Here is a 26,895-nt window from a genome sequence, read left to right as displayed (position 1 = left end):
CGCCCACCGGACCGCTGAAACCCGAAGGCGCCATGCCGGTCGAGCCGGCCGCGCCCGAAGCGGTGGCCACCGAGCCGCCGGTGCGTTCCCCGTTTGCCGATAAGGGACCAGATATGTCGCCGACCAAACCGCCGTCCTCCAGCACCTCCTTCAAGCCCGAGATTCCGCGCCGCGTGGTCGAGATCCCGGGTGCCCCGGCGCGTCGCCCGATGGGCGAGGGAATGGCGGCGCCTTCGACCGGCTCCTCCCCCGTTTCCGGCTCGTCCCTGTCCACCAGCGCCACCGAGATGCGGAAGCTGATCGTCGGCCGCGACATCTCGCTCTCCGGCGAGATCACCGCCTGCGACGTGCTGGTGGTCGAAGGTACCGTGGAAGCCAAGCTGCGGGACGGCCGCAACATCGAGATCGCCGAGTCCGGCCTGTTCAAGGGCAGCGTCGAGATCGACGAGGCCGACATCGCCGGCCGGTTCGAGGGCGACATCAGCGTGCGCGGCCGCCTGCGTCTGCGGTCCACCGGCAAGATCAACGGCTCGATCCGCTATGGCGAACTGGAAGTCGAGGCCGGCGGCCAGCTGATGGGCGAGATCCAGGTGCTGACCGCCAGTTCGGCCTCCATCGCGCGGATGCCGGCGACTCCCGCCGAGCAGCCGGCCGCTCCCGAGGCGGCGCAGGCTTCCCCCTACCCGGCCGCGCATTCGGGCGGCGCCGAGTAACCGTCCGGCCCTCGGCCGGAATGAGGAACCCGCCGGTGGGAACGCCGGCGGGTTTTTTCATGGCCGGTATCGGCCGCCTCGCCGGACAGTCCGGAAGCCGGCCGTCCTCAGAACATGTGGCCGCTGCGTTCGGCCTTGGTTTTCAGATAGGCCTCGTTGTGGCCGTTGCTGGGGAAGACGTGGGGCACCCGGTCGATCACCTCGATCCCGCAGCGCGCCAGTTGGCGCAGCTTGTCCGGGTTGTTGGTAAGCAGCCGCACCTGGGAGAAACCCAGTTGCCGCAGCATCTCCGCCGCCGGCAGGTATATGCGCTCGTCGGCGTCGAACCCCAGCATCTCGTTGGCCTCGACCGTGTCGAATCCCTCGTCCTGGAGCTGGTAGGCCCGCAGCTTGTTGACCAGCCCGATGCCCCTGCCCTCCTGCGCCAGGTAGAGCACGACGCCGCTGCCCTGGCGGGCGATCTCCGCTATGGCGCCGCGCAACTGGTCGCCGCAGTCGCAGCGGAGCGATCCCAGGAGGTCGCCGGTGAAGCATTCGGAATGCAGCCTGACCAGCGCCGGGCCGTCCTCGGCGGAGGGATCGCCGATCACGATCGCCAGATGCTCGACCCCGCCGTCGGGCGGGCGGAAGGCCAGCACGCGCGTGTTCTCGGCATCGACCAGCGGCACCGCGGCATCGCCGACCAGCGTCAGCGTCCGCGCCGCATGGGTCTGGTAGTCCAGGATGTCCCGGGCCCGCACCAGCATCAGGTCGTGCTTGGCGGCCCAGGTCCCGGCGCTGGCCCCGCGCGGCAGCCTGACAGGAGCGACGACGGCGGCCGGCAGCAGGCGCGCCAGCTTGGCCAGCGCCACCGCCGCTCCCTCGCGGGTTCCCAGCTCGGCCGGCGCCACGCTCAGGGCCGGGCCGGGACCCTGGGGGGTCCGCCGGGTCGGATCGACCAGCGCGTGGATCGCGTCGGCATCCAAGCCGCCGGTCAGGGCCAGCGTGACCACGGGCGCCTGCTGCCCGGGCAGCCCGATCGCGACCGCCCGGGGCCGGGTGACGGCGAGCACCGGGGCGGAGCCGGCCGATTTCCTGAGTTCCTCCAGCGCCTCCGCGGTCACCGCCTCCACCGACAGCGCCAGGGCGAGCCCACCCTCCAGATCCTCCACTAGGACGGGATCGCCGCGCCGCAGCTCGCCGATCGCACGATCGACCGACCGGAGGGCGGTCTGATCGAGGGGTTGGGACAGGTCGTCCGTCAGTTTGGCGAGACTGGGGGAGGTCATCGTTCTTTTCTTGATGTCCGTGAAAAGTGGAGCGGGCTGTCAGATATCGGTCCGGGAAGGGCCGGCGGCGGGGTCCCTGTCGCGATACCCGTCCATCCGCGTGCCATCGACCGCGCCGGCCTTCACCAGCCAAAGCGTATCGACCGCGAAGGAGAAAAGCAAAAGGCCAAGTGCCGCTGCGGCCGCAAGGCTGCTGAGCGGCGGCTGGATTACCGGCAGGATGCAGGCGAGGAGGACCGCGATCTGCACGACGCAGATGACGCGGCGCCGCTGGCTGAACGGCAGCTCGGCGTTCAGCATGGGCCAGACCCAGCCGGCGGCGACGAAGCCGTAGCGCGCCAGCCCGATCGCCAGCACCCAGGCGCCCGCCTTGCCGTCCTGCCACGCCAGCACCGCGAGGATGCCCATCAGGACCGTATCGAAATTGATGTCCAGCTGCTTGCCGTACGCGGTCGCCATCCGCGTCCGCCGGGCGATCCACCCGTCCACCCCGTCCAGCACCAGCGCCAGCAGCGCCGCCAGCGAGACGACCCACAGCGCTTCGGGCGAGAGATGCGGGATCACCGGGATCGTCCCGCCGATCAGGCTGGCGATCACGCCGCGCAGCAGCGTCACCCGGTTGGCGGCGCCGAAACGGGAATGGGGCGCGTGCCCGCGGAGGTGGAGCAGCATCAGCACCGCGACGACCGCGTAGCAGCCCATGGCGGTCAGGGGATAGAGGCCGGGCAGGCCGGCCAGATCGCCCAGCGCCACCGCCGCTCCCGCCGTCACGACGGCGCCCGCCGCCACGTGCAGGGCGACGCTGAGGAAAAGCCGAGCCGTCGCCGGCATTCCCTGCCCGGGTTCCCTGTCGGCGCTGTCGGTCGATCCGTAAGCCATTGACGATAATTGGTGCATAAAATGCGATGGTAAAGGGCCCGGGTCCTGTCGATGGACGCCCGCGGGAATTACCTTGAACGGGGGACTGGTAAAGCGGGGCGGAGAAGGCAATTGGTAGGGCTTGATCATGGATAGTACCGAACCCTCCCTCGCGGGCTCGCCGCCCGCCTCCGATCCGGATCGGCTCTGGCGGACGATCCTCGACCTCAGGCATGGCCGGGCGGGATCCGGCCCGGCCGTGCCGCCGACCGCGGGCGACATCCGGGGCGGCATCGGGCCGACGGATGGCGATAGCCTCCTCCTGTGCGATCTCTACCTTCCCCTGTGCGCCGGCGCTCCGCGCGGACGGTACGCCGTGGCCCACCTGGGCCAGAGCCTGGACGGCAGGATCGCGACGCTATGCGGCGCCTCGCAATGGGTGACCGGCCCGGAGGACATCCTGCACAATCACCGCATGCGGGCCCTGTCCGACGCCGTCCTCGTCGGGGCCGGCACCGTACGGCACGACGATCCCAAGCTGACCGTCCGGCTGTGCGAGGGACGCAACCCGGTGCGGGTCGTGGTCGATACCAACCGCCGGCTCGACGGCAGCCAGGGACTGTTCCACGACGGCGCCGCCCCGACCCTGCTGCTGTGCGCCCACGACTTGGCGCGGCCCGGCGAGCGCGTCGGCGCCGCGGAGGTGGTCGGGCTGCCCCGGTGCGGCGCCGGGCTGGATCCCGCGGGCATCCTGGCGCTGCTGGCCGACCGGGGTCTGGGATTCGTCTTCATCGAGGGGGGCGGCGTGACCGTGTCCCGCTTCCTCCAGGCCGGCTGCCTCGACCGGCTCCAGGTCACGGTCGCGCCGCTGATCCTCGGTTCCGGCCGGCCCAGCTTCACCCTGCCGGAAATCGAGACGATCGACGGCGGCCTGCGGCCCAGGTCGCGCCATTTCGTCCTGGGAGCGGACATCCTGTTCGATTGCGATCTCCGTGGCTGACCCTGTCCCGAACGATCCGCCGCCCGGCACCGCCACCGCGTTCTGGATCGTGGCCCCGGGGCGGGGGGAACTGCGCGAGGCCGCCCTGCCCGCTCCCGGCCCCGGCGAGGTGCTGGTCCGCGCCGAGGTCAGCGCCGTCAGCCGCGGCACCGAGAGCCTGGTGTTCCAGGGCAGGGTGCCGCTTGAACTGTTCGACACCATGCGCTGCCCGTTCCAGGAGGGCGACTTCCCCGGCCCGGTGAAATACGGCTACTGCATGGTCGGTATGGTCGAACGGGGGCCTGCCGCCCTGGAGGGCCGGCGGGTGTTCTGCCTGCATCCGCACCAGGACCGCTTCGTCGTGCCGGCCGACGCCGTCGTGCCGGTGCCAGACGGGGTGCCGGCCGACCGCGCCGCGCTGGCCGCCAACATGGAGACCGCGGTCAACATCCTGTGGGACGCCCTGCCCCCGGTCGGCAGCCGGATCGCGGTGATCGGGGCCGGCGTCGTCGGCTGCCTGACCGCCTGGCTGGCGGCCCGGATCCCCGCGGCCAGAGTCGAGCTGATCGACGTCAACCCCGCCCGCGCCGCCGTGGCCGAGGCCCTGGGCGTCGGGTTCGCCCCACCGGAGACGGCGGCGCGGGACTGCGACATAGTGATCCATGCCAGCGGCAATCCGGACGGCCTCGTCACGGCATTGGATATCGCCGGGTTCGAGGCGACGGTGGTGGAGGCCAGCTGGTACGGCACCCGGCCGGTCGCGGCTCCCCTCGGCGCCGCCTTCCATCCGCGCCGTCTCCGCCTGGTGTCGAGCCAGGTCGGGGCCGTGGCTCCCGCCATGCGGCCGCGGTGGGGTTACCGCGACCGCATGGCGCTGGCCCTCGACCTGCTGAAGGATTCGAGGCCGGATATCCTCTTGACCGGATCATGTTTGTTTGCTGACCTAACAGATATTTTTCCCAAACTCGCCCTGACGCCGGGCGATCAGCCCGCTGCTCAGATTTGCCATCTGGTCCGCTATGGCGGGGAGCGATGACGAACCGGAACGGAGGACTACGCCCATGTACAGCCTGACCGTGCGGGATCACATCATGATCGCCCACAGCTTCAAGGGCGAGGTGTTCGGCCCGGCCCAGAAGCTCCACGGCGCCACCTTCGTGTGCGACCTGGAGATGCGTCGCCAGAGCCTCGACGCCGACGGCCTCGTGGTCGATATCGGGATGGCCGCCGCCCTGCTCGCCGAGGTCCTGAAGCCGCTCAACTACCGGAACCTGGACGAGGTCGAGGAGCTGTCCGGCGTCAACACGACGACCGAGTTCCTGTGCGGCGAGATCCACCGCCGCCTGAGCGCCCGCATCCTGGACGGTGCGCTGGGCGAGGGCGGACGGGAGCTCGACGGCCTCAAGATCACCCTGCACGAGTCCCACCTCGCCTGGGCCACCTTCGAGGGTCCGCTCCAGGGGGATTCGGCTCGATGAGCCTGGACGTCCATCTGGTCCTGCCCGGCCGCCTCGACCAGAAGACCGGCGGCTACATCTACGATGCCCGCATCGTCGCGGGCCTGCGGGCGCGTGGCATCCCGGTCCATGTCCACGAGCTGCCGGGCCCCTACCCCATCGTCGACCAGGAAGCGATCTACGAGGCCGACCGCGTGCTGTCCCGCCTGCCCGACGGCGCGCTGGCGGTGATCGACGGGCTGGCGCTGCCCGGCGTCGCCGGCAGCCTGATGATCGAGAACCACCGGCTGCGCCTGATGGCGCTGGTCCATCATCCCCTGTCGCTGGAAACCGGGCTGGACGAGGCCCAGGCGCGCACCCTGCGGCAGCTCGAACAGGGCTGCCTCGCCCGCGTCCACCGCGTGGTCGTGACCAGTCCCCATACCGCGGAAGCGCTGCTCTCGGATTTCCACGTGACGCCGGACCGGCTGGGCGTCGTGGAGCCCGGGACCGACCCGCCCGAGGCGCCGGCCGCCGGCTCCGGGACGGCCGAGACCAACCTGCTGTGCGTCGCCACCGTCACGCCGCGCAAGGGTCACCTGCTGCTGGTCGAAGCCCTGGCCGGCCTTGCCGACCTGCCCTGGAAACTCACCTGCATCGGCAGCACCACGCGCGATGCCGGGGCCGCCGCGGCGGTGCAGGACGCGATCTCGCGCCATGGGCTGACCGGCAGGATCGCCCTGATGGACGAGATCGGCCCCGCGGCGATGCCCAGCCAATACCATGGCGCCGACCTGTTCGTGCTGCCCTCCTACTTTGAGGGATACGGGATGGCGCTGGCGGAAGCCCTGTCGCACGGGCTGCCGATCGTCAGCACCCGGGCCGGCGCCATCCCGACCACCGTGCCGGAGGATGCCGCGATCCTGGTTCCGCCCGGCGACGCCGAGGCGCTGCGGGACGCGCTGCGGAGCATGCTGACCGACGCCGGGCTACGCGCCCGCCTGACCCGGGCGGCGCGGTCGGCGGCCCGGCGCCTGCCGACCTGGGACGACGCGGCCGACCGTTTCGCCGCCGAGCTGGCCGTCCTGGAGCCCCGGCTGGGGCTGGGCGCCACGGGCGACTGAGCATTCGGGGGATTTCCACATGGGCGGCTTCGACCGCGACTGGCTGCGGCTTCGGGCGCCGTTCGACGATGCCGCCCGCGACGCCACGCTGACCCGGCGCCTCGCCGCGGCCCTGCCTGACGAGCCGCGCCTGCTCGACCTCGCCGCCGGCACCGGCGCCAACCTGCGCCACCTGTCGCCCCGCCTGAGGCGTCCCGGCCAGCGCTGGGTGCTGGCCGACCACGACCCCGTCCTGCTCGACACGGCCGCGGCGGAAATGGCCGCCTGCGCGCATCCCCTGCCCGCCTTCGAGACCCGCCGGGTCGATCTGTCGCGGGACCTGGAGAGCCTGGATTTCCGGCAGTTCGACGCCGTCGTCGCGACGGCCCTGTTCGATCTGGTCTCGGCGGACTGGATGGACCGCTTCGTGGCCGCCCTTGCCGCGGCTCCAAGGCCGGTGCTGGTCACGCTGAGCGTCGACGGGCGGCTGCGCTGGTCGCCCGAGGATCCCGGGGACGCGGCGGTGCGCGGCTGGATCGAGCGCCACCAGGCGACCGACAAGGGCTTCGGTCCCGCCCTGGGACCCGAAGCGCCGCGACACCTCGCCGATGCCCTGCGGGCCTGCGGCTTCGCGGTCGAGACCGCCGCAAGCGACTGGATCATCGGACCGGCCGACGCCGCCATGCACCTGGCCCTGATCGAGGGCTATCGCGGTGCTGCGCTCGAGATCGCGCCGGAGGGCGAATCGTCCGCCATCGAAGGCTGGGCCGAACGCCGCCGGGCCGCTGCCGCGGCGGGAACGCTGGAAGCCCTTGTCGGCCATGTCGATATTTTTGCCGAACCGCGCTGAAAGCCTTTGACAGCCGGTGGCGGCCACAGTATCTAGCCGGTCCGCGCTGCCCAGGTGGCGGAATTGGTAGACGCGCAGGTTTCAGGTACCTGTGGCAGAAATGTCGTGGAAGTTCGAGTCTTCTCCTGGGCACCATCCTCCGAGGATGGTTCGAAAGCGGCGCGGTACGGATGGCGGGTCTCCCCCGCCGCTTCGATCGGCCTATGTCCCTCCCGGTACCCGACAGGCGGTACCCCGTCATCATGGGAGGACTGACATGGCCAAGGCACTCTGGAACGGCGCAGTGATCGCGGAATCGGACAGCTTCGAGCTGGTCGAAGGCAACGTCTATTTCCCGCCGGCCGCCATCAGGCGCGACTATTTCAAACCATCCTCCACGACGACCGTATGCCCCTGGAAGGGTACCGCCCATTACCACACGCTCGTGGTTGACGGCGTCGAAAACCGCGATGCCGCGTGGTATTATCCGGAACCCAAGGAAGCGGCGGCGGCCATCAGGGATCATGTCGCGTTCTGGCGGGGAGTCGAGGTCCAGCGCTGAGGATCCCGCATCCGTGTCCCTGCCGGGGCCGATGCCGGACGTCCTGGTGACGAACGGGCCCTAACAGGGGATACGATGACGCCGGGCAAGAAGATCCTGCTGGTCGATGACGACGTGGCGTTGCGCCAGTCGCTGGCCGAACAGCTTCATCTCCTGGAGGAGTTCGAGACGGCCGAGGCGGACGACGCCTCGACCGCCCTCAACCTGATTCGCCACGGCGTGTTCGACGCCGTCCTGCTCGACGTCGGCCTGCCCGACATGGACGGGCGCGAGCTGTGCCGGCTGATGCGGCGGGAAGGCGTCCGCAGCCCCATCATCATGCTGACGGCGGCCGGCACCGACAGCGACGCCATCCTGGGCCTCGACAGCGGCGCCAACGACTATGTGACCAAGCCGTTCCGGCTCAGCGTGCTGCTCGCGCGGCTGCGCGCCCAGCTGCGCCAGTACGAGCAGAGCGAGGACGCGGTCTTCTCGATCGGCCCCTACACCTTCCGTCCCAGCGTCAAGCTCCTGATGACCGAGGCCGGCAGCCGCAAGATCCGGCTGACCGAGAAGGAGACGGCGATCCTCAAGTTCCTCTACCGCGCCGGCGAGAAGGTGGTCGGCCGCGACACCCTGCTGGGCGAGGTCTGGGGGTACAATGCCGGGGTCACCACCCACACGTTGGAAACCCATGTCTACCGCCTGCGCCAGAAGATCGAGCGCGACCCGTCCCACGCGGAGATCCTGGTGACCGAACCGGGAGGTTACCGGCTGATTCCCTGACCTTGGTGGGAAAGGGCAGGGACCGGACGGACTAAGTATACAGGGATGCGACGCTTGGCCGCTTCCAAGTAACCATCATTAAATTTTTGTTAGGTATACTTGGACCGGTGCAAATTACTTCCCTCTCTCCTCGGCATGTTTATGATGCAGCCATCCGCCGCCGTGCCTCCGGGGTCCCATGGTCACCACCGTCGCTTCCCATGCCGTCCAGACCGCCGGCAGCCTGCCCACCGCCGTCGCCCCGGTGCCGGAGACGCGGCTTTCGGTGGTCGTTCCGGTCTATAACGAGGCCGAGAACGTCCTGCCGCTGCTTGCCGAGATCCGGGCGGCGCTCTCCGGGTCCGTGAACTACGAAGTGATCTTCGTCGACGACTGCAGCGACGACGGTACCGCCGACCGGCTCGCTCGGGAGCAGGGCGCCGTGCGCGTCGTCCGGCATTCCAACCGGTCGGGCCAGAGCGCCGCGGTACGCACCGGCGTCCGGGCCGCCCGGGGGACCTGGATCGCCACGCTCGACGGCGACGGGCAGAACGATCCGGCCGACATTCCCAACCTGCTGGACCTGGCGACGATGCCGGGCGCGCCGGCCCTGGTCGGCGGGCTGCGCCGCAAGCGCCGCGACGTTTGGTCCAAACGGATCGCCACGAAGATCGCCAACGGCTTGCGCCAGGCCGTCCTGAACGACGGCTGCGCCGACACCGGTTGCGGCATCAAGGTGTTCCACCGCGACGCCTTCCTGGATCTGCCCTATTTCGGGGCGATGCACCGGTTCCTTCCCGCGCTGTTCCAGATCCACGGGCACCGGGTCGACTTCGTCGAGGTCAACCATCGGCCCCGCCGGCGCGGCGTGTCGAAGTACGGCAACCTGGGACGTGCGGCTATCGGCATCGTGGATCTGATGGGAGTCCTGTGGTTGAAACGCCGTACCCGCCTGCCGGACTCGGTCCTCGAGGACCTTGCCGGGCAGGTCCGCTGATCGGATCGATGGCGCGGCATCGATACAGCTTTATCAGGTGATTGAATGCTCTCCGTCTGGACGGCGATCGGGTTCTTGGGGCAGGCGCTGTTCTCGATGCGCTTCATAATACAGTGGATCCAAAGCGAGCGCCTCAAGCGCAGCTTCGTGCCGGAGACCTTCTGGTACTTCAGCATGACCGGCGGGATCACGCTGCTGGCCTACGCCCTGTATCGCCAGGACCCGGTGTTCATCCTGGGGCAGGGGCTCGGGCTGGTGATCTATTCCCGCAACATCTGGATGATCTGGCGCGACAAGCGGAAAACGGCCGGCGACGACGCGGTTGCCGACGACATCGGGCACGCGTCGGCATCGTGAACGTCGTGGACCCCTCCTCCGGGCACCCGCTCCCGCCGATGCTCAAGCGGATCGGGCTGACGGCGGCGCTGGCGGCGCTCTGCCTCGTCCTGTTCCTGCCGGGCTTCTTCACGCTGCCGCCGACCGACCGGGACGAGGCGCGCTTCGCCCAGGCGACTCGGCAGATGCTGGAGAGCGGCGACTTCGTCGATATCCGCTTCCAGGACGAGGCCAGGCACAAGAAGCCGGTCGGCATCTACTGGATGCAGTCCGTCGCCGTGGCGCTGGCGGGCGGACCGGAGCAGGCCGCCATCTGGGCCTACCGGCTGCCGTCGCTGGCGGGTGCCGTCCTGGCCGTCCTGCTGACTTTCCGGATCGGGTCGACCCTGTTCGGCCCCCTCTCCGGGCCGCCGGCCGGCGGGCGGGCCGGGCAGGGTGCCGGGTTCCTGGCCGCGGCGATGCTGGCGGGCACGGTCCTGCTCGCGGTCGAGGCGCGCACCGCCAAGACGGACGCGGCGCTGCTGGCGGCGGTGTTGGGGGCGCAGGCGGCGCTGGCGGAGGCATGGCTGCGCCGGGACGGGCGCGAGGCGCTGTCCACCGGCCTCGTCCTGCTGTTCTGGTGTTCCCTCGGGATCGGCATCCTGCTGAAGGGGCCGATCATCCTGCTGGTGGTCGGCGGCACCGCGCTGGGGCTGGCGCTCGTCGAGCGGCGGGTCGGCTGGCTGGCCCCGCTGAGGCCCCGGCTGGGGCTGCCGGTGCTGCTCCTGGTCGTGGCACCCTGGCTGGTCCTGATCACCATCAAGACCCAGGGCGCCTTCTTCGCCGAGTCGGTCGGCCATGACATGCTGGCCAAGGTCGCCGGAGGACAGGAATCCAAGGGGTTCCCGCCCGGCTACTATACCCTTCTGTTTCCCGTCACCTTCTGGCCCTGGTCCCTGCTGGCGATCCCGGCGATCCCCTGGGTCTGGGCCAACCGGCGGGACCCGGCGGTGGTGTTCTGCCTCGCCTGGGCGATACCGACCTGGATCGTGTTCGAGGCGGTGCCGACCAAGCTGTTCCACTACGTGCTTCCGGCCTATCCGGCGCTGGCGCTGCTGACCGCGCGCGCGGCGCTGGATGGGTTCGGCGGCGGCCGGCGCTGGCTGCGGGTTCTGTCGATCCTGCTGTTCCTCCTGATCTCGGCGGTGCTCGCGGCCGGAATGGCGATCCTCTACGCCGTCGTCGAATGGACCCTCGATCCGGAGGCCCTGCTGCTCGCGGCGACCGTGCTGGCGGTGCTCGGCTACGGCGCCCTACTGTTCCACCGGGGCGGGCTGCGTCGGTCTGTCGCGCTGGTGGGCGCCGGGTCCGTCGGGATGTATCTCCTCACCTTCCAGGTCGTCCTTCCCCGCATCGAGAAGATCTGGATCAGCCCCAGGGTCGCCGCCGCGGTCGCTGCGGCCCGGCCCTGTCCCGGATCAACCCTGGTGTCCGTCGGCTTCACCGAGCCCAGCCTCGTCTTCCTGGTCGGGACCGGCACGGTGCTGTCGGGCGACGGCCGGACGGCGGCCCAACGCTTGGCGGACGATGCCTGTGCGCTGGCCCTGGTCGACCTGCCGCAGGACGACGCCTTCCTGGCCGAAGCCGAGGCGAAAGGCTTCCAACCGATTGCCATAGAAACAATTAGCGGTCTAAACTACTCGCGCGGCACGAAACCGATGATGACCTTGTATCGTCGTTGAGCCGTAACTCCCTGGTAATAACTTACCTTTACTAGTGTCCTGCCACGGGGCGGAGCTTCGGCTTCCGTCCTCTTGTCAGATCGTCGGCGACGGCGGGGCCACGATGCGAAACCCGTTCACCGAAGACCAGCCGCGGCCGGTCCGGTATTCCTTCTGGTTCCTGCTGTTCCTGTTCGGCCATATGCTGCTGAACCATCTCGACCGCACCGCGTCCGAGATGGCGCGGGCCGCCGATCCGGGCCTGCTGGACATTTTCCGCGCGATCACGGAAGCCGGGGACAGCAAATGGACCCTGGTGCCGACGGGCGTGCTCGGGCTGGCCTCGATCGCCGCGGGATGGTTCCTCCTGGCCGACCGGCGCGTCGCGACGATGGCCCGGTGGGCCGGATCGGCGCTGATGTTCGTCTTCGCGTCGGTCGCCCTGTCCGGGATCGCCGTCAACATCGTCAAGGTCGTTGTCGGCCGGGCGCGGCCGAAACTGCTGGAGCAGGCGGGTTTCCTCGGGTTCGATCCGATGATCCTGAACGCGAACTTCCACTCCTTCCCGTCCGGCCACACCAACACGGCGGTGGCCTTCGCCCTGGCGGTCTCGTTCATCGTCCCGAGCTGGCGCGGCGCCCTGCTGGCCGCGGCCTGCCTGATCGGTTTCAGCCGCATCGCGGTGAACGCGCATTTCGTGACCGACGTGATCGGGGGCGGCGCCCTGGCGATCGCCACGACCTACTGGCTGCGCGGCTGGTTCACGTCGCAGGGATGGGTCTTCCACAGGGAGAGCGGGGGATCGTATCGTCTTCTCTGGCCGGGGCTCGTGCTTCCCCTGACGGCCGGCCGGACGCTGCGGCGCCTGTGGGATACCGGGGCGATCCAGCCTCCGGGCCGTGTTCGACAGGCGTGACGAAAAAATGGCTCCGTCGACCGATGCCGACGGAGCCGAAGTCTGCTTTACATGGAGGAACCGCACCACAGATGCGATGTCTCCTTTATAGGATGTATTAGTTAACACCGGATTAAGGTTAACATGAATAATGCCCCCTATCCGTTTTCCCGAAGCCCGTTTTTCAACGTGCCTTCAGCTCTGCTTGCCGCGGCCGGTCTTTTTCTGCAGTTCGTCGATCCGGCGTGAGGCATCGGCCTTGCTGAGGGAATCGTCGAATTCCTCGTTCGCCTCTTCGCTCAGGGTCTTCAGGTAGGATGCCTGCGCCCCGGTCATCGGTTCGTCGCCCGTGGTCCAGTCCGACGGGTCCTTCTCCGTATTGGACGGGGTTCCGGCGTCGGCCGACTTCGGGCTGTCGTTCCCGGTGTTCGCCCCTGTGTTCGCCATGATCCCAAGCTCCTCTAGTGACAGATTTCCATTATCAACAGGCTAGTGCTGTTCATGTTTCGTTGCTATCTGGAATTTTTCTCGACTCCTCCCCAACCGCTCGCCACATTAAGAACCATGTGCGAAAAACATAACAGCCGGCGGCGCCCTTGATGCCGCCGTCATCAGATTTCGTCGTCCGATTCTGGGGTGTCCGAGGCAGCATCCCGTCGCCTGGCCCCGAGACGGCGCGATACGGCGGCAACACCACCTGCATCGAGGTGCGGTGTGGGGATCACCTCATGATTTTCGACGCCGGAACGGGCATCCGCCCGTTCGGCAGCCAGCTCGCAGCCCAGGCGCCGCTGGATCTCGACCTGTTCTTCACCCACACCCACTACGACCATGTGGCGGGGCTGCCGTTCTTCGCGCCGGCCTTCGACCCGCGCAACCGGCTGCGCCTGTGGGCGGGGCACCTGCCGCCGCCGCAGACGATCCGGTCCGTGCTGTGCGACATGATGATCGCTCCCCTGTTCCCGGTACCGCTGTCCGCCTTCGACCATTCCTGCACCTTCAACGATTTCCAATGCGGGGCGACGCTGACGCCGGGGCCGGGCATCACGTTGAGGACCGGGCCGCTCAACCATCCGAACCAGTGCTGCGGCTACCGGGTGGAGTACGAGGGCAGGGTTCTGGCGATCGTGACCGACACGGAGCACCGCGCCGAGGGGATGGACCCGGCGGTGCTCGACCTGGCGCGCGGGGCCGACGTGATGGTCTATGACGGCATGTACACCGACGCGGTCTATCCGCGCCATGTCGGCTGGGGCCATTCGACCTGGCAGGAAGGGTGCCGGGTCGCCGATGCCGCCGGGGTAGGGCGGGCGGTGATCTTCCACCATGAGCCGAACCACGACGACTCCGTCATGGACGGCATCGCCGCGGAGGCCGAGGCCATGCGGCCGGGAACGTTGGTAGCTTACGAAGGTATGATCCTCAACCTCTAGGCGATCATCGGTAGGGATCGGCGGCGTCCCGCAGCCCGTCACCCAGGAAGTTGAAGGCCAGCACCACGATGATGACCGGGACCACCGGCAGCATCAGCCAGGGATAGAGGGCCACGACGTTGATGTTCTGGGCCTCGTTCAGGAGCACGCCCCAGCTGGTGATCGGCGGCCGGAGGCCGAGGCCGAGGAAGGACAGCGCCGTCTCGCCCAGGATCATGCCCGGGATCGACAGGGTGGCCGAGGCGATCAGGTGGCTCATGAAGCTGGGCAGCAGGTGGCGTCCGATGATCCGCCGGGGGCTGGCGCCCATCAGCTGGGCGGCGGTGCAGAAATCCTCCTCCCGCAGTGCCAGCAGCTTGGATCGCACCGCGCGGGCGAGGCCGGTCCAGTCCAGCAGCCCCAGGATCAGGGTGATCCCGAAATAGATCAGGATCGGGCTCCAGGTGACCGGCAGGGCGGCCGACAGCGCCATCCACAGGGGCAGTTCGGGGAAGGAGCGCAGCACCTCGATGAAGCGCTGGATCACGTTGTCGACCCAGCCGCCGTAATAGCCGGCGATGCCGCCGATCACGATGCCCAGGACGAAGCTGATGGTGATGCCGATCAGCCCGACGGTCAGCGAGATGCGGGTCCCGTAGAGGATGCGGCTCAGCATGTCGCGGCCCAGCCGGTCGGTGCCGAGCAGGAACAGCGTGCCGCCCTCGGCCGGACACATCAGGTGCAGGTCCGCCGGGAAAAGGCCCCAGAAGTCGTAGGCGTCGCCCCGGCAGAAGAAGCGGATCGGCTGCACGTCGGTGGGGTCCACCGTATAGACCCGCTGGAGCGTGTCCATGTTGAGCTCGTAGTCGTAGCCGTAGACGAACGGCCCGACGAACGATCCCTGGTGGAACAGGTGGACCGACTGGGGCGGCGCGTAGATATGGTGGATGTGCCGGCTGTCCAGCGCGTAGGGCGCCAGGAACTCGGAGATCAGCGTGGTGAAATACATCAGCCCGAGGATCGCGGCCGACAGCACCGCCAGCCGGTGGCGCTTCAGCTTCCACCACATCATGCGCCACTGGGACGCCATGAAATAGCGTTCCTGCTCCGGCGACATCTGCTCGACGGAGTAGGGGTCGAACGGAGCCGTCGAGACGTAGTGCTCCAGCCGGTCGGTGCCCATGGGATCGGCGGTCATCGCGTCGCTCCGCCTTCGAGCCGGATGCGGGGATCGAGCGCCGCCAGCGCCAGGTCGGACAGGAAGACGCCGACCACGGTCAGCAGCGCCAGGAACATCAGGAAGGACCCCGCAAGATACATGTCCTGGCTGCGCAGCGCATCGAGCAGCATCGGCCCCGTGGTCGGCAGCGACAGCACGATGGAGACGACGGCGGCGCCCGAGACGACCTGCGGCAGCAGGTTGCCGATGTCGGCGATGAAGGGATTGATCGCCATCCGCAGCGGGTACTTCCACAGCACCCGGCCGGGCGGCAGGCCCTTGGCCCGGGCGGTCACCACATACTGCTTGTGCAGCTCGTCCAGCAGGTTGGCGCGCAGGCGCCGGATCATGCCGGCGGTGCCGCTGGTCCCGATCACGATCACCGGGATCCAGAGATGTTCGAGGATCGACAGCACCTTGCCCCAGCTCCACGGCGCATCCAGGTAGGCCGGGTCCATCAGGCCGCCGATCGAGGTGCCGAAGGTAACGTTGGCGAAGTAGAGCAGCACCAGGGCGAGCAGGAAGTTGGGCGTCGCCAAGCCGAGGAATCCGAGGAAGGTCAGGCCGTAGTCGCCCAGGCTGTACTGGTGGGTCGCCGAATAGATCCCGATCGGGAACGACACGACCCAGATGAACACGATGGTCGCGAAGGACACCACGATGGTCAGCAGCATGCGGTCGCCGATCACGTCGGCGACCGGCCGGTTGTACTCGAACGAGAAGCCGTAGTCGCCGGTCAGCATGCCGCCCAGCCAGACGAAATACTGCTCGATCATGGGCCTGTCCAAGCCGTAGGTCTCCCGCAGGAATTGCAGGCGGCTTTCGTCGATCGCCTCGCCCCTGCTTTCCAGCTCGGTCATCAGGGTGGTCAGGTAGTCGCCGGGCGGAAGCTGGATGATAACGAAGGTGATCGCGCTGATCGCGAGGAGGGTGGGGATCATCACCATGATCCGTCGCACGAAGAAACCCAGCATGGTGATAGATCGTCCCTTCCGTCGCCCCGTTGATTGTCCGTCGTCAGATGAATCGTCCCGCGGTTCAGCCCGGCTCGGCGAACCAGAACGTGTCGGGCCGGTAGATGCCGAAATGGGCTCCCGGGTCCCAGTTGTAGATACCCTCATCCGGCACGTTGCGCAGGGTGGAGCGCACGACGACCGGCTGCAGGGTGCCGTTGATCAGCCCGATGGTGAAGACCCGGTCGGCGTGGATGCCCAGGATGCGGTGCCAGGCCTCCGCGCGGGCGGCGGTATCGGGCGCCGTCCGCCACTGGCCCATCAGCTCCATCAACTCGATCGCGGCCGGCATGTCGGGCTTCTCGCCGGCCGTGCCGCCGGTCTGGTAGTACTGGCCCCATTTCGGCCATTGATACTGGTTCTGGTCCATCGGCACGAACTCGGCCGGCGCCATGTCGGCCGTGGGAATGCCGTTGTCCACGCCCTTGCCGATCGCCATCAGCGTCTGGCCGGCATAGATACGGTTGCGCAGCACCTCCAGCTGGGACGGCTTGGTGAACAGCTTGATCCCGATCTTCCGCCAGCTGTCGGCGATCAGCTCCAGGACGTCGACCTCCTCCGTGCTCTCGCCCGCGGTCTCGACGATGATCTCCAGCGGCCGCCCGTCGGGCATCAGCCGGACGTTCTCGCTGCCGCGCGCGGTCAGGCCCATCTCGTCCAGCAGCCGGTTCGCCTCGCGCACGTCGTACCGGGTCCAGGCCTGCTGGTATTCCGGCCGGAACAGGGGCGAGCGGGGCAGCACCGTATTGTTGGAAGGCTTGGCGAGGCCGTAATAGATCGCCTGGTTGATCTCGTCGCGGTCGATGGCGAGCGACAGCGCCCGGCGGAAACGGACGTCGCGGAACAGGTCGCGCCAGCCGGGGTCCGAGGTGTTGAGGTTGGGGAACAGCGCCAGATGGGCGCCGTTTCCGGTCTTCCACAGGTCGACCTTGTAGCCGTTCCGTTTCGCCGCCTGCTTCAGGAAGGTGTAGTTGTCGAAGCGCAGGTAGCGGGCCTGGAGGTCCGCCTCGCCGGCGCCGGCCTTGGCCGGGATGATCTTGCCGTCGGCGATCTGCACCAGCAGCCGGTCGATATAGGGGAGCTGGACGCCCGCCGGATCGACCCGGTGATAGAAGGGATTGCGGACGAAGACGAACCGCTCGGCCGGCGCCGCCGTCGTGTTGACCCAGGGCTGGAGCGTCGGCAGGTCGGGGTTGTCGTTGTCGTAGGCGTTGTCCATGCGGTTGTGAAGGTGCGCCCAGCTCTTCTGCCCAGCAGCCTTGACCCGTTCCTTCAGCTCCGCGGCATCGGCGTATTTCACGTGAAACTTTTTCAGGTAGGCCGCGGGGCCGAAGATCTCCAGCGGCCGGGCCGCCGCCAGCGCTGGCAGGAACAGCGGGTTGGGCTCGTTCCAGGAATACCGCACCGTCGTCTCGTCCAGCACCTCGAACCGCGGCGGCTCGCCGCCGGCCAGCATCTCCGGCGGGGCGCCGAAGGGCGGCACGTCCTGGTTCAGGATCACGTCCTCCCACCAGTAGCGGAAATCCTCGGCGGTGAAGGGCGACCCGTCCGACCAGCGGTGGCCGGGCCGGAGATGGAGGGTGAAGACCCGGTTGTCCTCCACGTCGATCGACCGGAGGATGTCCGGTTCGAGCGTCAGGTCCGGGGTGTACGTCATCAGCCGGGCATAGAAGTACGCGAACATGATGCGTACGTCCTTGGCCCGCGCCATCAGCATGGTCATGTCGCCGCCGGGCCGGCCCTGCTGTGCCCCATCGTCATCGAATGTCACGATTCTCGGCTCGGCCGGCAGCCGCTCGGCGACCGGCGGCAGTTTCCCGGCGGCGACCTGCTCGGCGAAGAAGGGCGTCTCGACCGCCGCGCGTCCGGCAGCGGGCACCAGGAGCGCGGCGGCGGCGAACGCCAGGAGGCCTGCTCGGAGAAGGCTGGAGATCATGATGCCAGGTCCAGGAGGGCGGGGCGGGCGGTCGCGCGGACGAGGTGACCGTCGCCCAGGTCGATCATGCCGGGATGGGCCGTGCCGTCGATCGTGAAGGGTGCCGGCCAGGCGCCGGGGTCGGAGGCGCGGCCTTCGCCCAGCACGCCGAGGTCGAGCGGGCATTCCGGATCGGGGTCCGGCACGGCGGCGAGCAGCGCCCGGGTATAGGGATGCACCGGATTGCGGAACAGCGTCGCGCGGGGCGCCACCTCCACGATCCGGCCCCGGCACATCACCATGATGCGGTCGGCGATATAGTCCACGACGGCCAGGTTGTGGGAGATGAACAGGTAGGTCAGGCCCAGCTTCTCCTTCAGGTCCTTCAGCAGGTTGAGGATCTGGGCCTGGATCGAGACGTCCAGGGCGGATACCGGCTCGTCGCAGATCAGCAGGTCGGGCCGCAGGGCCAGGGCGCGGGCGATGCCGATGCGCTGGCGCTGGCCGCCGGAGAAGCTGTGCGGGTAGCGTTTCAGGTGCCGCACGTCCAGGCCGACCAGGCTCATCAGTTCCTTGACCATCGCCCGGCGATGCTCGCCGTCGCCGATGCCGTGGATCACCAGCGGCTCCGCGACGATGTCGTACACGGTCATGCGCGGGTTGAGCGAGCCGAACGGGTCCTGGAAGATGAACTGCTGCTTGCGCCGGAAGGCGACCAGGGCGTCGTCCTCCAGGTCGAGCACGTCGATGACTCGCCCTCGGTCGTTGAACAGCACCGTCCCGGTGTCCGGCTTCAACGCCCGCATCAGGATCTTGGACAGGGTCGTCTTGCCGCAGCCGGACTCGCCGACCAGCCCCAGGCACTCGCCCCGGCGGATCTCGAAGCTGACGTCGTCCACCGCCAGCACGCCGCCGCCCGTCCGCTTGCGGTTGAACCAGCCGGTATTGCCGGTCTCGAACCGCTTGCTGACGCGTGAGACGGTCAGCAACGGCCCGGCCGCGTCGGCGCCGGCCGGCCAGGGCTCCCGGGTGGCCTCCAGCATCTTGCCGCCGGCCGACTTGATCTCCCGGATCGGGACCAGACGCTCGCCCGGCTCCATGTGGAAACGCGGCACCGCGCGGAGCAGCGCCTTCAGGTAGGGGTGGCGGGGCTTGGCGAAGATGTCGCGCATCTCGCCGGATTCCATGACCTCGCCCCGGTACATCACGACGACTTCCTCGGCGACGTTGGCGACGACGCCCAAGTCGTGGGTGATCATCAGCACCGCCATGCCCAGTTCGCCCTGGAGATCGCGGATCAGCTTGAGGATCTGGGCCTGGATCGTGACGTCCAGGGCGGTGGTCGGCTCGTCCGCGATCAGCAGCGACGGGCGGCAGATCAGCGCCATGGCGATCATGGCGCGCTGCCGCAGGCCGCCGGACAGTTCGAACGGGTAGGTGTCGAGCGCGCGGGCCGGATCGGGGAACCCCACCAGCCGCAGCATGTCGCGGGTCAGCTCGCGCGCCTGCGCCGTGCCGACGTCGCGGTGGAGCATGACCGCCTCGCCCACCTGATTGCCGACCGTATGCAACGGCGACAGCGAGGTCATCGGCTCCTGGAAGATGATCGAGATGTTGCCGCCGCGGATCGCCCGCATGGCGCGGCTTTCCGGATCGAGCCTGGCGATGTCGACCGGCCCGGGCAGCCGGGGGTCGGCGAACAGGATCTCGCCGCGGGTGATATGGGCGGGGCGGGGCAGGATGCCCATGATGGTCTGGGCGACCACCGACTTGCCGGAGCCGGACTCGCCGACCAGGGCCACCGTGCCGCCGGGCCGGACCCGGAACGAGATGCCCCGCACGGCACGGATCACCCCCTCGGCGACGCGGAACTCCACATGCAGGTCGCGGACGCTCAGCAGGTCGGTCATCGGGACCAACGCGCCGTCCGCACGCCCGGGTCGTCCATGCCGGCCTGCGGATCGGCGTCGATGCCGAGTGCCGCGAAATTGCTGATCGTCGTCTCGGTCATCCCGATCCCCTTTCTGCGCGCGACGTCCGCCACCCGCTCGGCGATCTCGTCGAAGCCGTCGAGAGTCGACTCGAGCCGGACGGTCTCCCCGGAACCGGCACCCTTGAGCTTGAGCTGCATCCAGCCGAGGCCGCGATCCCGACGAGTAGAATAGTAGTTTAAACGTACCTGAGCCAAATGTTCCCACGAAATCGAACCACCCAGCGGCCCGAGGGCCCTGATGCCCTTATCGTCCATTTCGATGACGGTGGCGTGACGCTGTGCCGTCCGGGCGCCGAACACAACGAAAAGGGCCGCCGCAAGCATCATGGGTACCGCGACCCAGGCGCTGAGCGGGACCAGCAGGGGCGGGATGCCGGTCAGCGCGAGGCCGGCGGCGGCGCGGGCATAGTCGCCATACAGGGGAGGAGCCGGATAGCGGAACTGTTTCACGGTGGACACCTGGGGGAGGGACTCCCGAAAAGGGCAGGGGCATCGAGCCAGCGGACGGCCGGGTGTTCCGACGCGGCGGCCAGGAACCGGTCGAGGAAGCGCCGGCACGGATCGTCATGCACCAGATGGTGAGTCAGCAGCCCGGTCGCCTCGTCCGGATCGGCGGCGCCGGTCCGACGCGCCGCGAGATGGCGGACCAAGGCCCCGATCACCGTTCCGGTCCCGGCGAAGCCGCCGCCGCCCCGCCAGTCGATGACATCCACGTGGGTGTTGACCTGGACCAAACCCGGCACGGGGCAAGGGCGGGGCCGGGCGTTGAAGGTGGACAGACCGACATAGCCGAGGGCCGGCAGCCGGGCCGCCACGTCCGCCGCGATCCGGTTCCACGGGGGGACCAGGACGGGCAGGGAATCGAAGGGCCGGAGCAGCCGCCACCCCTCGGCGAGGTCGGCGAGGACCGCCTCGACGCGCCGGGCGGAGCCCAGCTCGGTCTTCTTGGCCGGCGGGGTCTCGTGGTTCGCGTGGGACAGGCCGTGCTGGAGCACCGAGACGCCGGGCCAACGCCGCAACTCCTCCGCCAGTTCCGGCGTCGCTCCCGCCGGGATGACGGCGAGCGAGACCGGCACGCCGGCGGCGGCGTCGCGCAGGCGGTCCAGGGCGGGGGAGGGCGCGACGGCGTCGTCGTCGCGCCACCACAGGGTGGCGGTCCGGCCGGCCTCGGCCCACAGGTCCAGTTCGCGCGCCAGGGCGGTCCGGATGTCATCATTCGTCATGACGCGGCCTCGACCAGCAGGCGGGCGGTGGCGGCGGCGCCGCCCACATCCGGGGTGAAACAGGCGGGGGCGAAACCGGCGGGCGGGGGTGCCGCCAGGGCGCGGCCGACCGCCTCGGCCAAGCATTCCGGGGTCAGGCCGTCCTCGGGGACGACATGGAGCAGCCCGCGCCGCTCGAACAGGCGGGCGCGGTCGGTCTGTTCGGTCTCGTTGCCGGCCGCGAAGGGGACCACCACGGCGCGGCAGCGGGCCTGCATCAGGTCCATCAGCGTGTTGTACCCGGCCTGGCTGATCGAGAGGATGCAGCGGGACAGCAGGTCCGGGAAGTCGGGCCGCGCCCGCTCGACGGTCACGCCGGCGGGGGCGTCGTCGCGCAGGGCCTCGAACTCGGCCTGCCCGATGTCGGGACCGGCGAGCAGGCGCCAGGGAGATGATGCCAGGGACGTCAACGGGCGCGCCGCCAGGGCGGTCCGCAGGAGAGGCAGGCCCACGGCGCCGCCGCCGACCGAGACGATCACCTCCCCGGTGCCGTCGTCCCCCGGTTTCGCGGCCGGGCGGTCCGGCGCGCGGGCCGGGGCGACGTAGCCGGTGTAGCGGATCAGGTCCGCGATCCGGTGCGCCTGCGGGAAGGTGGCGTCGAACGGCACCACGCCGGGGTCGCCGTGGATCAGCACGAGGTCCAGGTGCCGCCGCGCCACCTCGGCCATCTCGACCTCGCGGGCGGGATCGTCCTTGGCCACCAGGATATCGCGCACCGACGCGGCGACGATCCGGGGGCGCCTGGGGCGTTCCAGCAGCGGCAGAAGCTCGAAGCGGAACTGGCGCCGGCCGAAGGGGTAGGTTTCCAGCAGCAGGATATCGGGATCGACCGCGCCGGCCAAGTCCAGCAGCGCCGCGCGGCGGCGCTCCCGCCAAGCGTCGTCGAGGGGCAGGCCGCCCTCGCCGACCAGGCGCTTGAAGCTCTTGTCCGCCGACCGGGCCGGCGGCAGCTGCACCACGCGGGCAGCGCCGTAATCGACCCCCGCGACCGGGAACCCGCCGGACGCCACCGTCACGTCCAGCCCAGCCGCCGACAGGGCGCGGGTGATCAGCGCCGCACGCCGCACATGCCCGATGCCGAGCAGGTGCTGCACCCAGACCAGGGCCTTCAGGGGCGTGCGGGTGTCATGATTCGTCATGATCCGGCCGGCCGTGGAAAGACTTCAGGACGACAAGCGTTTTCTTCCTCGTCATGCGCGGGCTTGACCCGCGTATCCACGCGCAAACCGGCGTGGCGGGATTCGCGCGTGGATGGCCGGATCAAGTCCGGCCATGACGAAATGGGGGAGTCGGTGCCTGCCTCTCGCTGATCCGGGCGCGTGTCGTTCGTCATGATCCGGCCGGTCGTGTGAAGGTTTCAGGAGGACAAGCGATTTCTTCCTCGTCATACATAATCATAGGAATTTAGTCAAATTTCCAACGCGATGTTCAGTTCGGCGACGGCCGGGGTGCCGTCGGCCGCCAGGGTGAAGCGGTGGGCGCAGCCGTCGAGGAGTTTATGGGCCGGTTTGTCCGTCATGTCCCAACACGTGGCCATGGCATAGATCGCGCGGATTACGCCTTTATGGGCAACGGCTCCGGCCGGCCGGCCGGCGGCGGCGACCTCGGCCAGCCAGGGGCGCAGGCGGTCCTGCACCTCGCGCGGGCTCTCGCCCCCCGGGCCGCGGAAGTCGAGGCCGCGCGCCTCCCAGGCCGCCATCAGGTCGCCCAGTTCGGCCCGCAGGCCGGCGAGCGTCCTGCCTTCCCACGCCCCCCAGTCCATCTCGACCAGCCGGGCGTCCGGCACGGGATCGAGCCCGAGGATCGCGGCGGTGGCCGCGGCACGTTTCAGCGGGCTGGCGACCCAGGTCCGGTCGCGAAGCCGGTCCGGCAGGACCCAGGTGCGGACCACGCCTTCGCCCTCCGGCGACAGCGGGATGTCGGTGCGGCCCTGGATCAGGCCCTCGGCGTTCCAGGCGGTCGGGCCGTGGCGCAGGATGAGAAGGTCGGTCATCGGGACCTCGCGAGGCTGCGGAGCAGGGTGTCGAGCGTGCGGGACGCGCCGTCGAAGCCGTGCTCGGCCGCCGCGACGCGGGCGGCCTCCCGGCCGAAGGCGCTTCGCCGGGCCGGGTCCGACAGCAGCGCCGCGACGGCGTCGGCGAAGGCGGCCTCGTCGCCGACGGGGGTCAGCAGGCCGGTCGAGCCGTCGCGCACGATGTCCGGCACGCCGCCGGTGCGCCCGGCCACGACGGCCAGGCCGGCGGCCTGCGCCTCCAGCAGCGCCATGCCGTAGGCCTCGTTGATCGCCGGCCAGACCATCACGTCGGCGGCGGCGTAGCAGGCGGCGAGGCGGTCGGGCGGCAGCGCGCCCAGGAAGCGGAGGCGGCCGGGATCGACGCGGCCGAAGCTTTCCTCGACGCAGGCCCGGCGCGGCCCATCGCCGACGACCAGCAGCCGCCAGTCGTGACCGCCGAGCCGTTCCAGGGCACGGGCCAGGATGCGGAAGGAGCGCTGCTTGTCGCCGCCCCGCATCATGCCGACGGCCAGCAGCCACGGCGCGTCCGGGTCCAGCCCCAGCGAGCGGGCGAGTTCGGCGCGATCCGCCGTGCGGTCGCGCGGGACCGGCGGCTCGACGAAGGGGCGCAGCAGCGTCAGCCGGTCCGGCGATCGGAGCAGGGGATGCAGGCATTCCGCGTCGGCCGAGTTGAGCGAGACCACGGCGTCGGCGCGGGCGATGGCGGCCCCCGCCGCCGCATGGCCGAGCGCGAAGGGACCGCCGGCCTGCTTGGGTGCGAAGGAGGCCTCGGAGACCACATAGGGAATGCCCAGCGCTTCGCTGACGGCGGGACCCAGCCAGTCCGGGGCCTTGTGGTAGAGGTGATAGGTGAACCACAGGTCGGGCGGGTCGTGCCGCAGCCGGCCCGCCAGCCGGCCCGCCAGCCGGCCGCCGAGGTCGGCGATCCGACGGTGCCGGCCGGGCCTGCCGCCGTCGTCCCAGCTCCGGAAGGTGCAGGCCAGATCGACCCGGTGCCCGGCGTGGCGCAGCGCCGCCATCAGCAGCCGCGCCATGCGGCGGTCGCCCGAGGGCGTGGGGTGCGTCGGCGCCTTGAGGGGAGCGTAGAAGGCGATCCGCATGCCGGTCCCCTTACTCCGCACCGCCGGCGGTCAGCAGCCCGGCCAGATGGTCGAGTCCGGCGCCGGCGCCGAACCGTCCGCGGACGCGGCTGCCGCCGGCCGCCGCCAGCCGGCGGCGTGTTTCGGGGTCGCGCCCGAGGGCTGCCAGGGCGTCGGCGAGCGCCGCGGCGTCGCCGGGATCGACCAGGACGCCGGTCTCGCCCTCGATCACCAGCTCGGGAATGGCGGCCATCCGGGTCGCCACCACCGGCAGCCCCATGACCTGGGCCTCCATCAGCACGTTGGGCAGGCCGTCGCGGTCGCCGTCACGCGCCAGCCGGCTGGGCAGGAAGAACAGGTCGGCCTCGGCGTAGTGCCGGATGACCACGTCCTGGGGCTGGGCGCCCCGCCAGGAGATCCGGTCGGAGAGGCCCAGCCGTTCGGCCTCGGCCTTCAGGGCCTTCAGCCCGGTTCCTCCGCCGATATGGACCCAGCGCCAGTACAGGCCGGCGGGAAGCCGCGCCAGCGCCTCCAGCGCCACGTCGAACCCCTTCTTCTCCACGGCGCGGCCGACGGAGAGCAGGACCAGCGGGTCGGCCGGGTCGCCGCCGTCGCGGGGCGGGCGGGCCGGCACCTCCGCCGGGAAGCGGTCGAACTCCAGCCCGTGGTAGAGCAGTTGGACCCGGCCGGGCACGGGCGCCAGCTCCGCCAGATGGGCATGGCCGAGCCGGGTGCAGGTGACGCCCCAGCGCGCCTCGGCCAGCTTCTCCCGCTTCTCCCACTCGGGGATCGTCCAGATGTCCTTGGCGTGGGCGGAGAAGCTCCAGGGCAGGCCGTGCAGCAGGGCGGCATACCGGGCGACGCTGGCGGGGGTGTGGAGGAAGTGGGCGTAGATCCCGCTGGTGCCCGGGGGCAGCTCGGCCGCCAGCACCGCCGCCTGCCCGAACCGGCGGACCCGGTTGCGGGTACGGTCGCGCGCGAGATCCCGGAGCCAGACCGCCCGCGCCCGCTTCCAGCCCGGCAGCTTCCGGGCGGCACGAAGCGCGCGGGCGACCCGGGCCGGCTCGTCGCGGAGATATTCCGGCAGGTAGGTGACCGGCGCCCGGAGCCGGCCATGAAGCGCGTGGGTGGCCTTGTCGGTCGGGTGGCGCAGCGAGAACAGGGCCAGGTCGAGCCCACGCTGCTCCAGCCCTACCAGTTCCTGGGCGATGAAGGTTTCGGACAGGCGGGGCCAGCCCTTGACGACGACGCAGACGGTCAAGATCAGCAGCCTATCGATCAGGCCCTGCGGCGCAGGGTGGCGCGGCGCGCGGGGCGACGGGGTTCCGCCAGGTGGCGGGCGGCCAAGCGGTTGACGTTCTCCAGCCCGTCGAGCAGTCCGGGGACGATCACGTCGGAGGGGACCTGCTGCTGCGGCAGCTGGCGCAGCGCCGTCGCCATGGCGCCCGGGTCGCGGACGCCGTCGTCAGGCAGCATGCTGACCAGTCCCAGCTCCTGCGCGCGGCTGGCGCGGATATACTGTTCCCGCCGGGGCACCATGCGCGGCACGATCAGCGCCCGCTTGTCGAACGACAGGATCTCGCAGAAGGTGTTGTAGCCACCCATGGCGACGACGCCGAGCGCCTTCGCCATAAGGCTTTCCAGCTGGGCCTCGAAGGTCAGCGTCTCGACCCTGGGCAGGGCAGCCGCCCGTGCCGCGAACTCGTTCTGGAGTTCGCGCTGCATGAAGGGACCGAGCACGATCAGGGCGCGGTGGGGCAGCCTGGCATCGTGCTCGTAGGCGCGCAGGACCCAGTCGACCAGGTCCTCGCCGTCGCCGCCGCCGCCCGGCGTGACCAGGATGAACGGCTCGTCGGGCATGTCGGGCAGGGCGGGATGGACCGGGGCGCTCCGCTCCAGATACCCGGTATAGACCATCTTGCGGCGCACCGAGGGCGGCACCCGGACGCCTTCGAGCGGGTCGCAGATCTGCGGCAGGCCGTAGACCCACAGCTCGTCATAGAGCTTGTCGAGCGCCGGCATCGCCTTCTTGCGCTCCCATTCCGGCCCCAGGGCCGACGGCTCGTCCATCACGTCGCGCAGCCCCAGCACCAGCGGCGTGCCGCGCGCCTTCAGCACCTGGAGGGTTTCCAGCACCTCGCCCCGCAGGCCCAGGGGTTCCTTGTCGACGATGAACAGGTCGGGATCGAAGATCTCCGCCGTGTGGCGGATGATCGACGCCCGCATCGCGAGCGTCTCCTCGATGTCGATGTGCAGGTTGAGCGAGGTGTACTCGCCGTTGCGCAGCTTGATCACCCCGGGGATCCGGACGAAATCGACCCGGCTGCGGAAATCGAAGCTGCCGATGATCGGGGAGCCCGACAGGATCAGGACGGACATGTCCTTGTGCTGCTCGACCAGCGCATGGGCGATGGTCCGGCAGCGGCGCAGGTGGCCGAGGCCGAAGGTGTCGTGGCTGTAGATCAGGACGCGGCTGTGCTCGCGCGCCTGCTCGCGGATCTGTTCCCGGATGTGCTCCCGGCCTGCCCCGATGCGGTTGCTCATGTGCTTCTGCTCACGGTGTCGCCT

At 69.7% G+C, this 26,895-nt stretch carries 27 protein-coding genes and 1 tRNA gene; 14 read left to right on the top strand and 14 right to left on the bottom strand.

Features of this window, described 5'->3' with window-relative positions; genetic code table 11:
* The first annotated feature begins 113 nt into the window (after nt 1-113).
* Nucleotides 114-713: a bactofilin family protein gene (locus JL101_RS27040; protein WP_228435189.1), complete on the top strand. Its 600-nt coding sequence runs from the start codon at nt 114-116 to the stop codon at nt 711-713.
* 107 nt (nt 714-820) lie between these two features.
* Here JL101_RS27040 and ribA read toward each other — a convergent pair whose 3' ends face one another.
* Nucleotides 821-1,981 (bottom strand): GTP cyclohydrolase II, encoded by a 1,161-nt coding sequence (gene ribA / locus JL101_RS27035; RefSeq protein ID WP_203098175.1) that lies wholly within the window; start codon nt 1,979-1,981, stop codon nt 821-823.
* 39 nt (nt 1,982-2,020) lie between these two features.
* Nucleotides 2,021-2,812, bottom strand: a complete 792-nt coding sequence (locus tag JL101_RS27030; RefSeq protein ID WP_203098176.1) for a CDP-alcohol phosphatidyltransferase family protein — start codon at nt 2,810-2,812, stop codon at nt 2,021-2,023.
* Nucleotides 2,813-2,987: 175 nt separating this feature from the next.
* On the opposite strand from JL101_RS27030, the gene JL101_RS27025 reads away from it, so the two are divergent.
* From JL101_RS27025 to JL101_RS26970, 12 genes are all read left to right on the top strand, one after another.
* Nucleotides 2,988-3,839 (top strand): RibD family protein, encoded by an 852-nt coding sequence (locus JL101_RS27025; RefSeq protein ID WP_203098177.1) that lies wholly within the window; start codon nt 2,988-2,990, stop codon nt 3,837-3,839.
* A complete protein-coding gene (locus tag JL101_RS27020; RefSeq protein WP_203098178.1) occupies nt 3,832-4,854 on the top strand; it encodes an MDR/zinc-dependent alcohol dehydrogenase-like family protein in 1,023 nt (340 codons plus the stop codon). Before JL101_RS27025 ends, JL101_RS27020 begins: the two co-directional genes overlap by 8 nt.
* Nucleotides 4,855-4,879: 25 nt before the next feature.
* Entirely contained in the window at nt 4,880-5,296 is a 417-nt protein-coding gene (locus JL101_RS27015) for a 6-pyruvoyl trahydropterin synthase family protein (protein WP_203098179.1), read from the top strand.
* Entirely contained in the window at nt 5,293-6,378 is a 1,086-nt protein-coding gene (locus tag JL101_RS27010; protein WP_228435188.1) for a glycosyltransferase family 4 protein, read from the top strand. The genes JL101_RS27015 and JL101_RS27010 overlap by 4 nt, the downstream gene beginning before the upstream one ends.
* A gap of 19 nt (nt 6,379-6,397) precedes the next feature.
* The gene (locus JL101_RS27005) at nt 6,398-7,207 is read left to right on the top strand and encodes a class I SAM-dependent methyltransferase (protein ID WP_203098180.1); all 810 of its coding nucleotides are present in this window, start codon (nt 6,398-6,400) and stop codon (nt 7,205-7,207) included.
* Between the two features lie 48 nt (nt 7,208-7,255).
* Nucleotides 7,256-7,342 (top strand) — tRNA-Leu (locus JL101_RS27000).
* Between the two features lie 121 nt (nt 7,343-7,463).
* On the top strand, nt 7,464-7,748 hold the full coding sequence (locus tag JL101_RS26995; RefSeq protein WP_203098181.1) for a DUF427 domain-containing protein: 285 nt from the start codon (nt 7,464-7,466) through the stop codon (nt 7,746-7,748).
* A gap of 75 nt (nt 7,749-7,823) precedes the next feature.
* Nucleotides 7,824-8,513, top strand: coding sequence for a response regulator transcription factor (locus JL101_RS26990; protein ID WP_203098182.1), 690 nt, complete (start codon nt 7,824-7,826; stop codon nt 8,511-8,513).
* 178 nt (nt 8,514-8,691) lie between these two features.
* The gene (locus tag JL101_RS26985) at nt 8,692-9,489 is read left to right on the top strand and encodes a glycosyltransferase family 2 protein (protein WP_203098183.1); all 798 of its coding nucleotides are present in this window, start codon (nt 8,692-8,694) and stop codon (nt 9,487-9,489) included.
* A gap of 45 nt (nt 9,490-9,534) precedes the next feature.
* Nucleotides 9,535-9,846 carry a lipid-A-disaccharide synthase N-terminal domain-containing protein gene (locus JL101_RS26980; RefSeq protein WP_203098184.1) on the top strand — a complete coding sequence of 104 codons (312 nt, stop codon included), beginning with the start codon at nt 9,535-9,537 and terminating at the stop codon, nt 9,844-9,846.
* Nucleotides 9,843-11,546, top strand: a complete 1,704-nt coding sequence (locus JL101_RS26975) for an ArnT family glycosyltransferase (RefSeq protein WP_228435187.1) — start codon at nt 9,843-9,845, stop codon at nt 11,544-11,546. Before JL101_RS26980 ends, JL101_RS26975 begins: the two co-directional genes overlap by 4 nt.
* A 103-nt stretch (nt 11,547-11,649) precedes the next feature.
* Entirely contained in the window at nt 11,650-12,441 is a 792-nt protein-coding gene (locus tag JL101_RS26970; protein WP_203098185.1) for a phosphatase PAP2 family protein, read from the top strand.
* Nucleotides 12,442-12,615: 174 nt separating this feature from the next.
* Here JL101_RS26970 and JL101_RS26965 read toward each other — a convergent pair whose 3' ends face one another.
* Nucleotides 12,616-12,867, bottom strand: coding sequence for a DUF3072 domain-containing protein (locus JL101_RS26965; RefSeq protein ID WP_203098186.1), 252 nt, complete (start codon nt 12,865-12,867; stop codon nt 12,616-12,618).
* A gap of 281 nt (nt 12,868-13,148) precedes the next feature.
* On the opposite strand from JL101_RS26965, the gene JL101_RS26960 reads away from it, so the two are divergent.
* Nucleotides 13,149-13,853 carry an MBL fold metallo-hydrolase gene (locus JL101_RS26960; protein ID WP_407697366.1) on the top strand — a complete coding sequence of 235 codons (705 nt, stop codon included), beginning with the start codon at nt 13,149-13,151 and terminating at the stop codon, nt 13,851-13,853.
* Nucleotides 13,854-13,857: 4 nt separating this feature from the next.
* Here JL101_RS26960 and JL101_RS26955 read toward each other — a convergent pair whose 3' ends face one another.
* From JL101_RS26955 to JL101_RS26905, 11 genes are all read right to left on the bottom strand, one after another.
* A complete protein-coding gene (locus tag JL101_RS26955; protein WP_228435186.1) occupies nt 13,858-15,030 on the bottom strand; it encodes an ABC transporter permease in 1,173 nt (390 codons plus the stop codon).
* Nucleotides 15,027-15,992, bottom strand: coding sequence for an ABC transporter permease (locus tag JL101_RS26950; RefSeq protein ID WP_407697365.1), 966 nt, complete (start codon nt 15,990-15,992; stop codon nt 15,027-15,029). The genes JL101_RS26955 and JL101_RS26950 overlap by 4 nt, the downstream gene beginning before the upstream one ends.
* A 97-nt stretch (nt 15,993-16,089) precedes the next feature.
* Nucleotides 16,090-18,000, bottom strand: a complete 1,911-nt coding sequence (locus JL101_RS26945; protein WP_203098189.1) for an ABC transporter substrate-binding protein — start codon at nt 17,998-18,000, stop codon at nt 16,090-16,092.
* Nucleotides 17,997-19,889: an ABC transporter ATP-binding protein gene (locus JL101_RS26940; RefSeq protein ID WP_203098190.1), complete on the bottom strand. Its 1,893-nt coding sequence runs from the start codon at nt 19,887-19,889 to the stop codon at nt 17,997-17,999. The genes JL101_RS26945 and JL101_RS26940 overlap by 4 nt, the downstream gene beginning before the upstream one ends.
* Nucleotides 19,886-20,422, bottom strand: a complete 537-nt coding sequence (locus tag JL101_RS26935; RefSeq protein WP_228435185.1) for a hypothetical protein — start codon at nt 20,420-20,422, stop codon at nt 19,886-19,888. Before JL101_RS26935 ends, JL101_RS26940 begins: the two co-directional genes overlap by 4 nt.
* Nucleotides 20,419-21,195, bottom strand: a complete 777-nt coding sequence (locus JL101_RS26930) for a polysaccharide deacetylase family protein (RefSeq protein WP_203098192.1) — start codon at nt 21,193-21,195, stop codon at nt 20,419-20,421. Before JL101_RS26930 ends, JL101_RS26935 begins: the two co-directional genes overlap by 4 nt.
* Nucleotides 21,192-22,373 carry a glycosyltransferase family protein gene (locus tag JL101_RS26925; RefSeq protein WP_203098193.1) on the bottom strand — a complete coding sequence of 394 codons (1,182 nt, stop codon included), beginning with the start codon at nt 22,371-22,373 and terminating at the stop codon, nt 21,192-21,194. Before JL101_RS26925 ends, JL101_RS26930 begins: the two co-directional genes overlap by 4 nt.
* Nucleotides 22,374-22,642: 269 nt before the next feature.
* Nucleotides 22,643-23,227, bottom strand: coding sequence for a histidine phosphatase family protein (locus JL101_RS26920; RefSeq protein ID WP_203098194.1), 585 nt, complete (start codon nt 23,225-23,227; stop codon nt 22,643-22,645).
* Entirely contained in the window at nt 23,224-24,348 is a 1,125-nt protein-coding gene (locus JL101_RS26915) for a glycosyltransferase family 4 protein (protein WP_203098195.1), read from the bottom strand. Before JL101_RS26915 ends, JL101_RS26920 begins: the two co-directional genes overlap by 4 nt.
* A gap of 10 nt (nt 24,349-24,358) precedes the next feature.
* Nucleotides 24,359-25,588 (bottom strand): glycosyltransferase family 4 protein, encoded by a 1,230-nt coding sequence (locus tag JL101_RS26910; RefSeq protein WP_203098196.1) that lies wholly within the window; start codon nt 25,586-25,588, stop codon nt 24,359-24,361.
* A 17-nt stretch (nt 25,589-25,605) separates the two neighbouring features.
* Nucleotides 25,606-26,871, bottom strand: a complete 1,266-nt coding sequence (locus tag JL101_RS26905; protein WP_228435184.1) for a glycosyltransferase family protein — start codon at nt 26,869-26,871, stop codon at nt 25,606-25,608.
* Between the last annotated feature and the right edge of the window lie 24 nt (nt 26,872-26,895).

Origin of the sequence: Skermanella rosea (assembly GCF_016806835.2) — a bacterium.
Classification (GTDB): Bacteria; Pseudomonadota; Alphaproteobacteria; order Azospirillales; family Azospirillaceae; genus Skermanella; species Skermanella rosea.
This window is presented reverse-complemented; position numbering and strand designations above follow the sequence as displayed.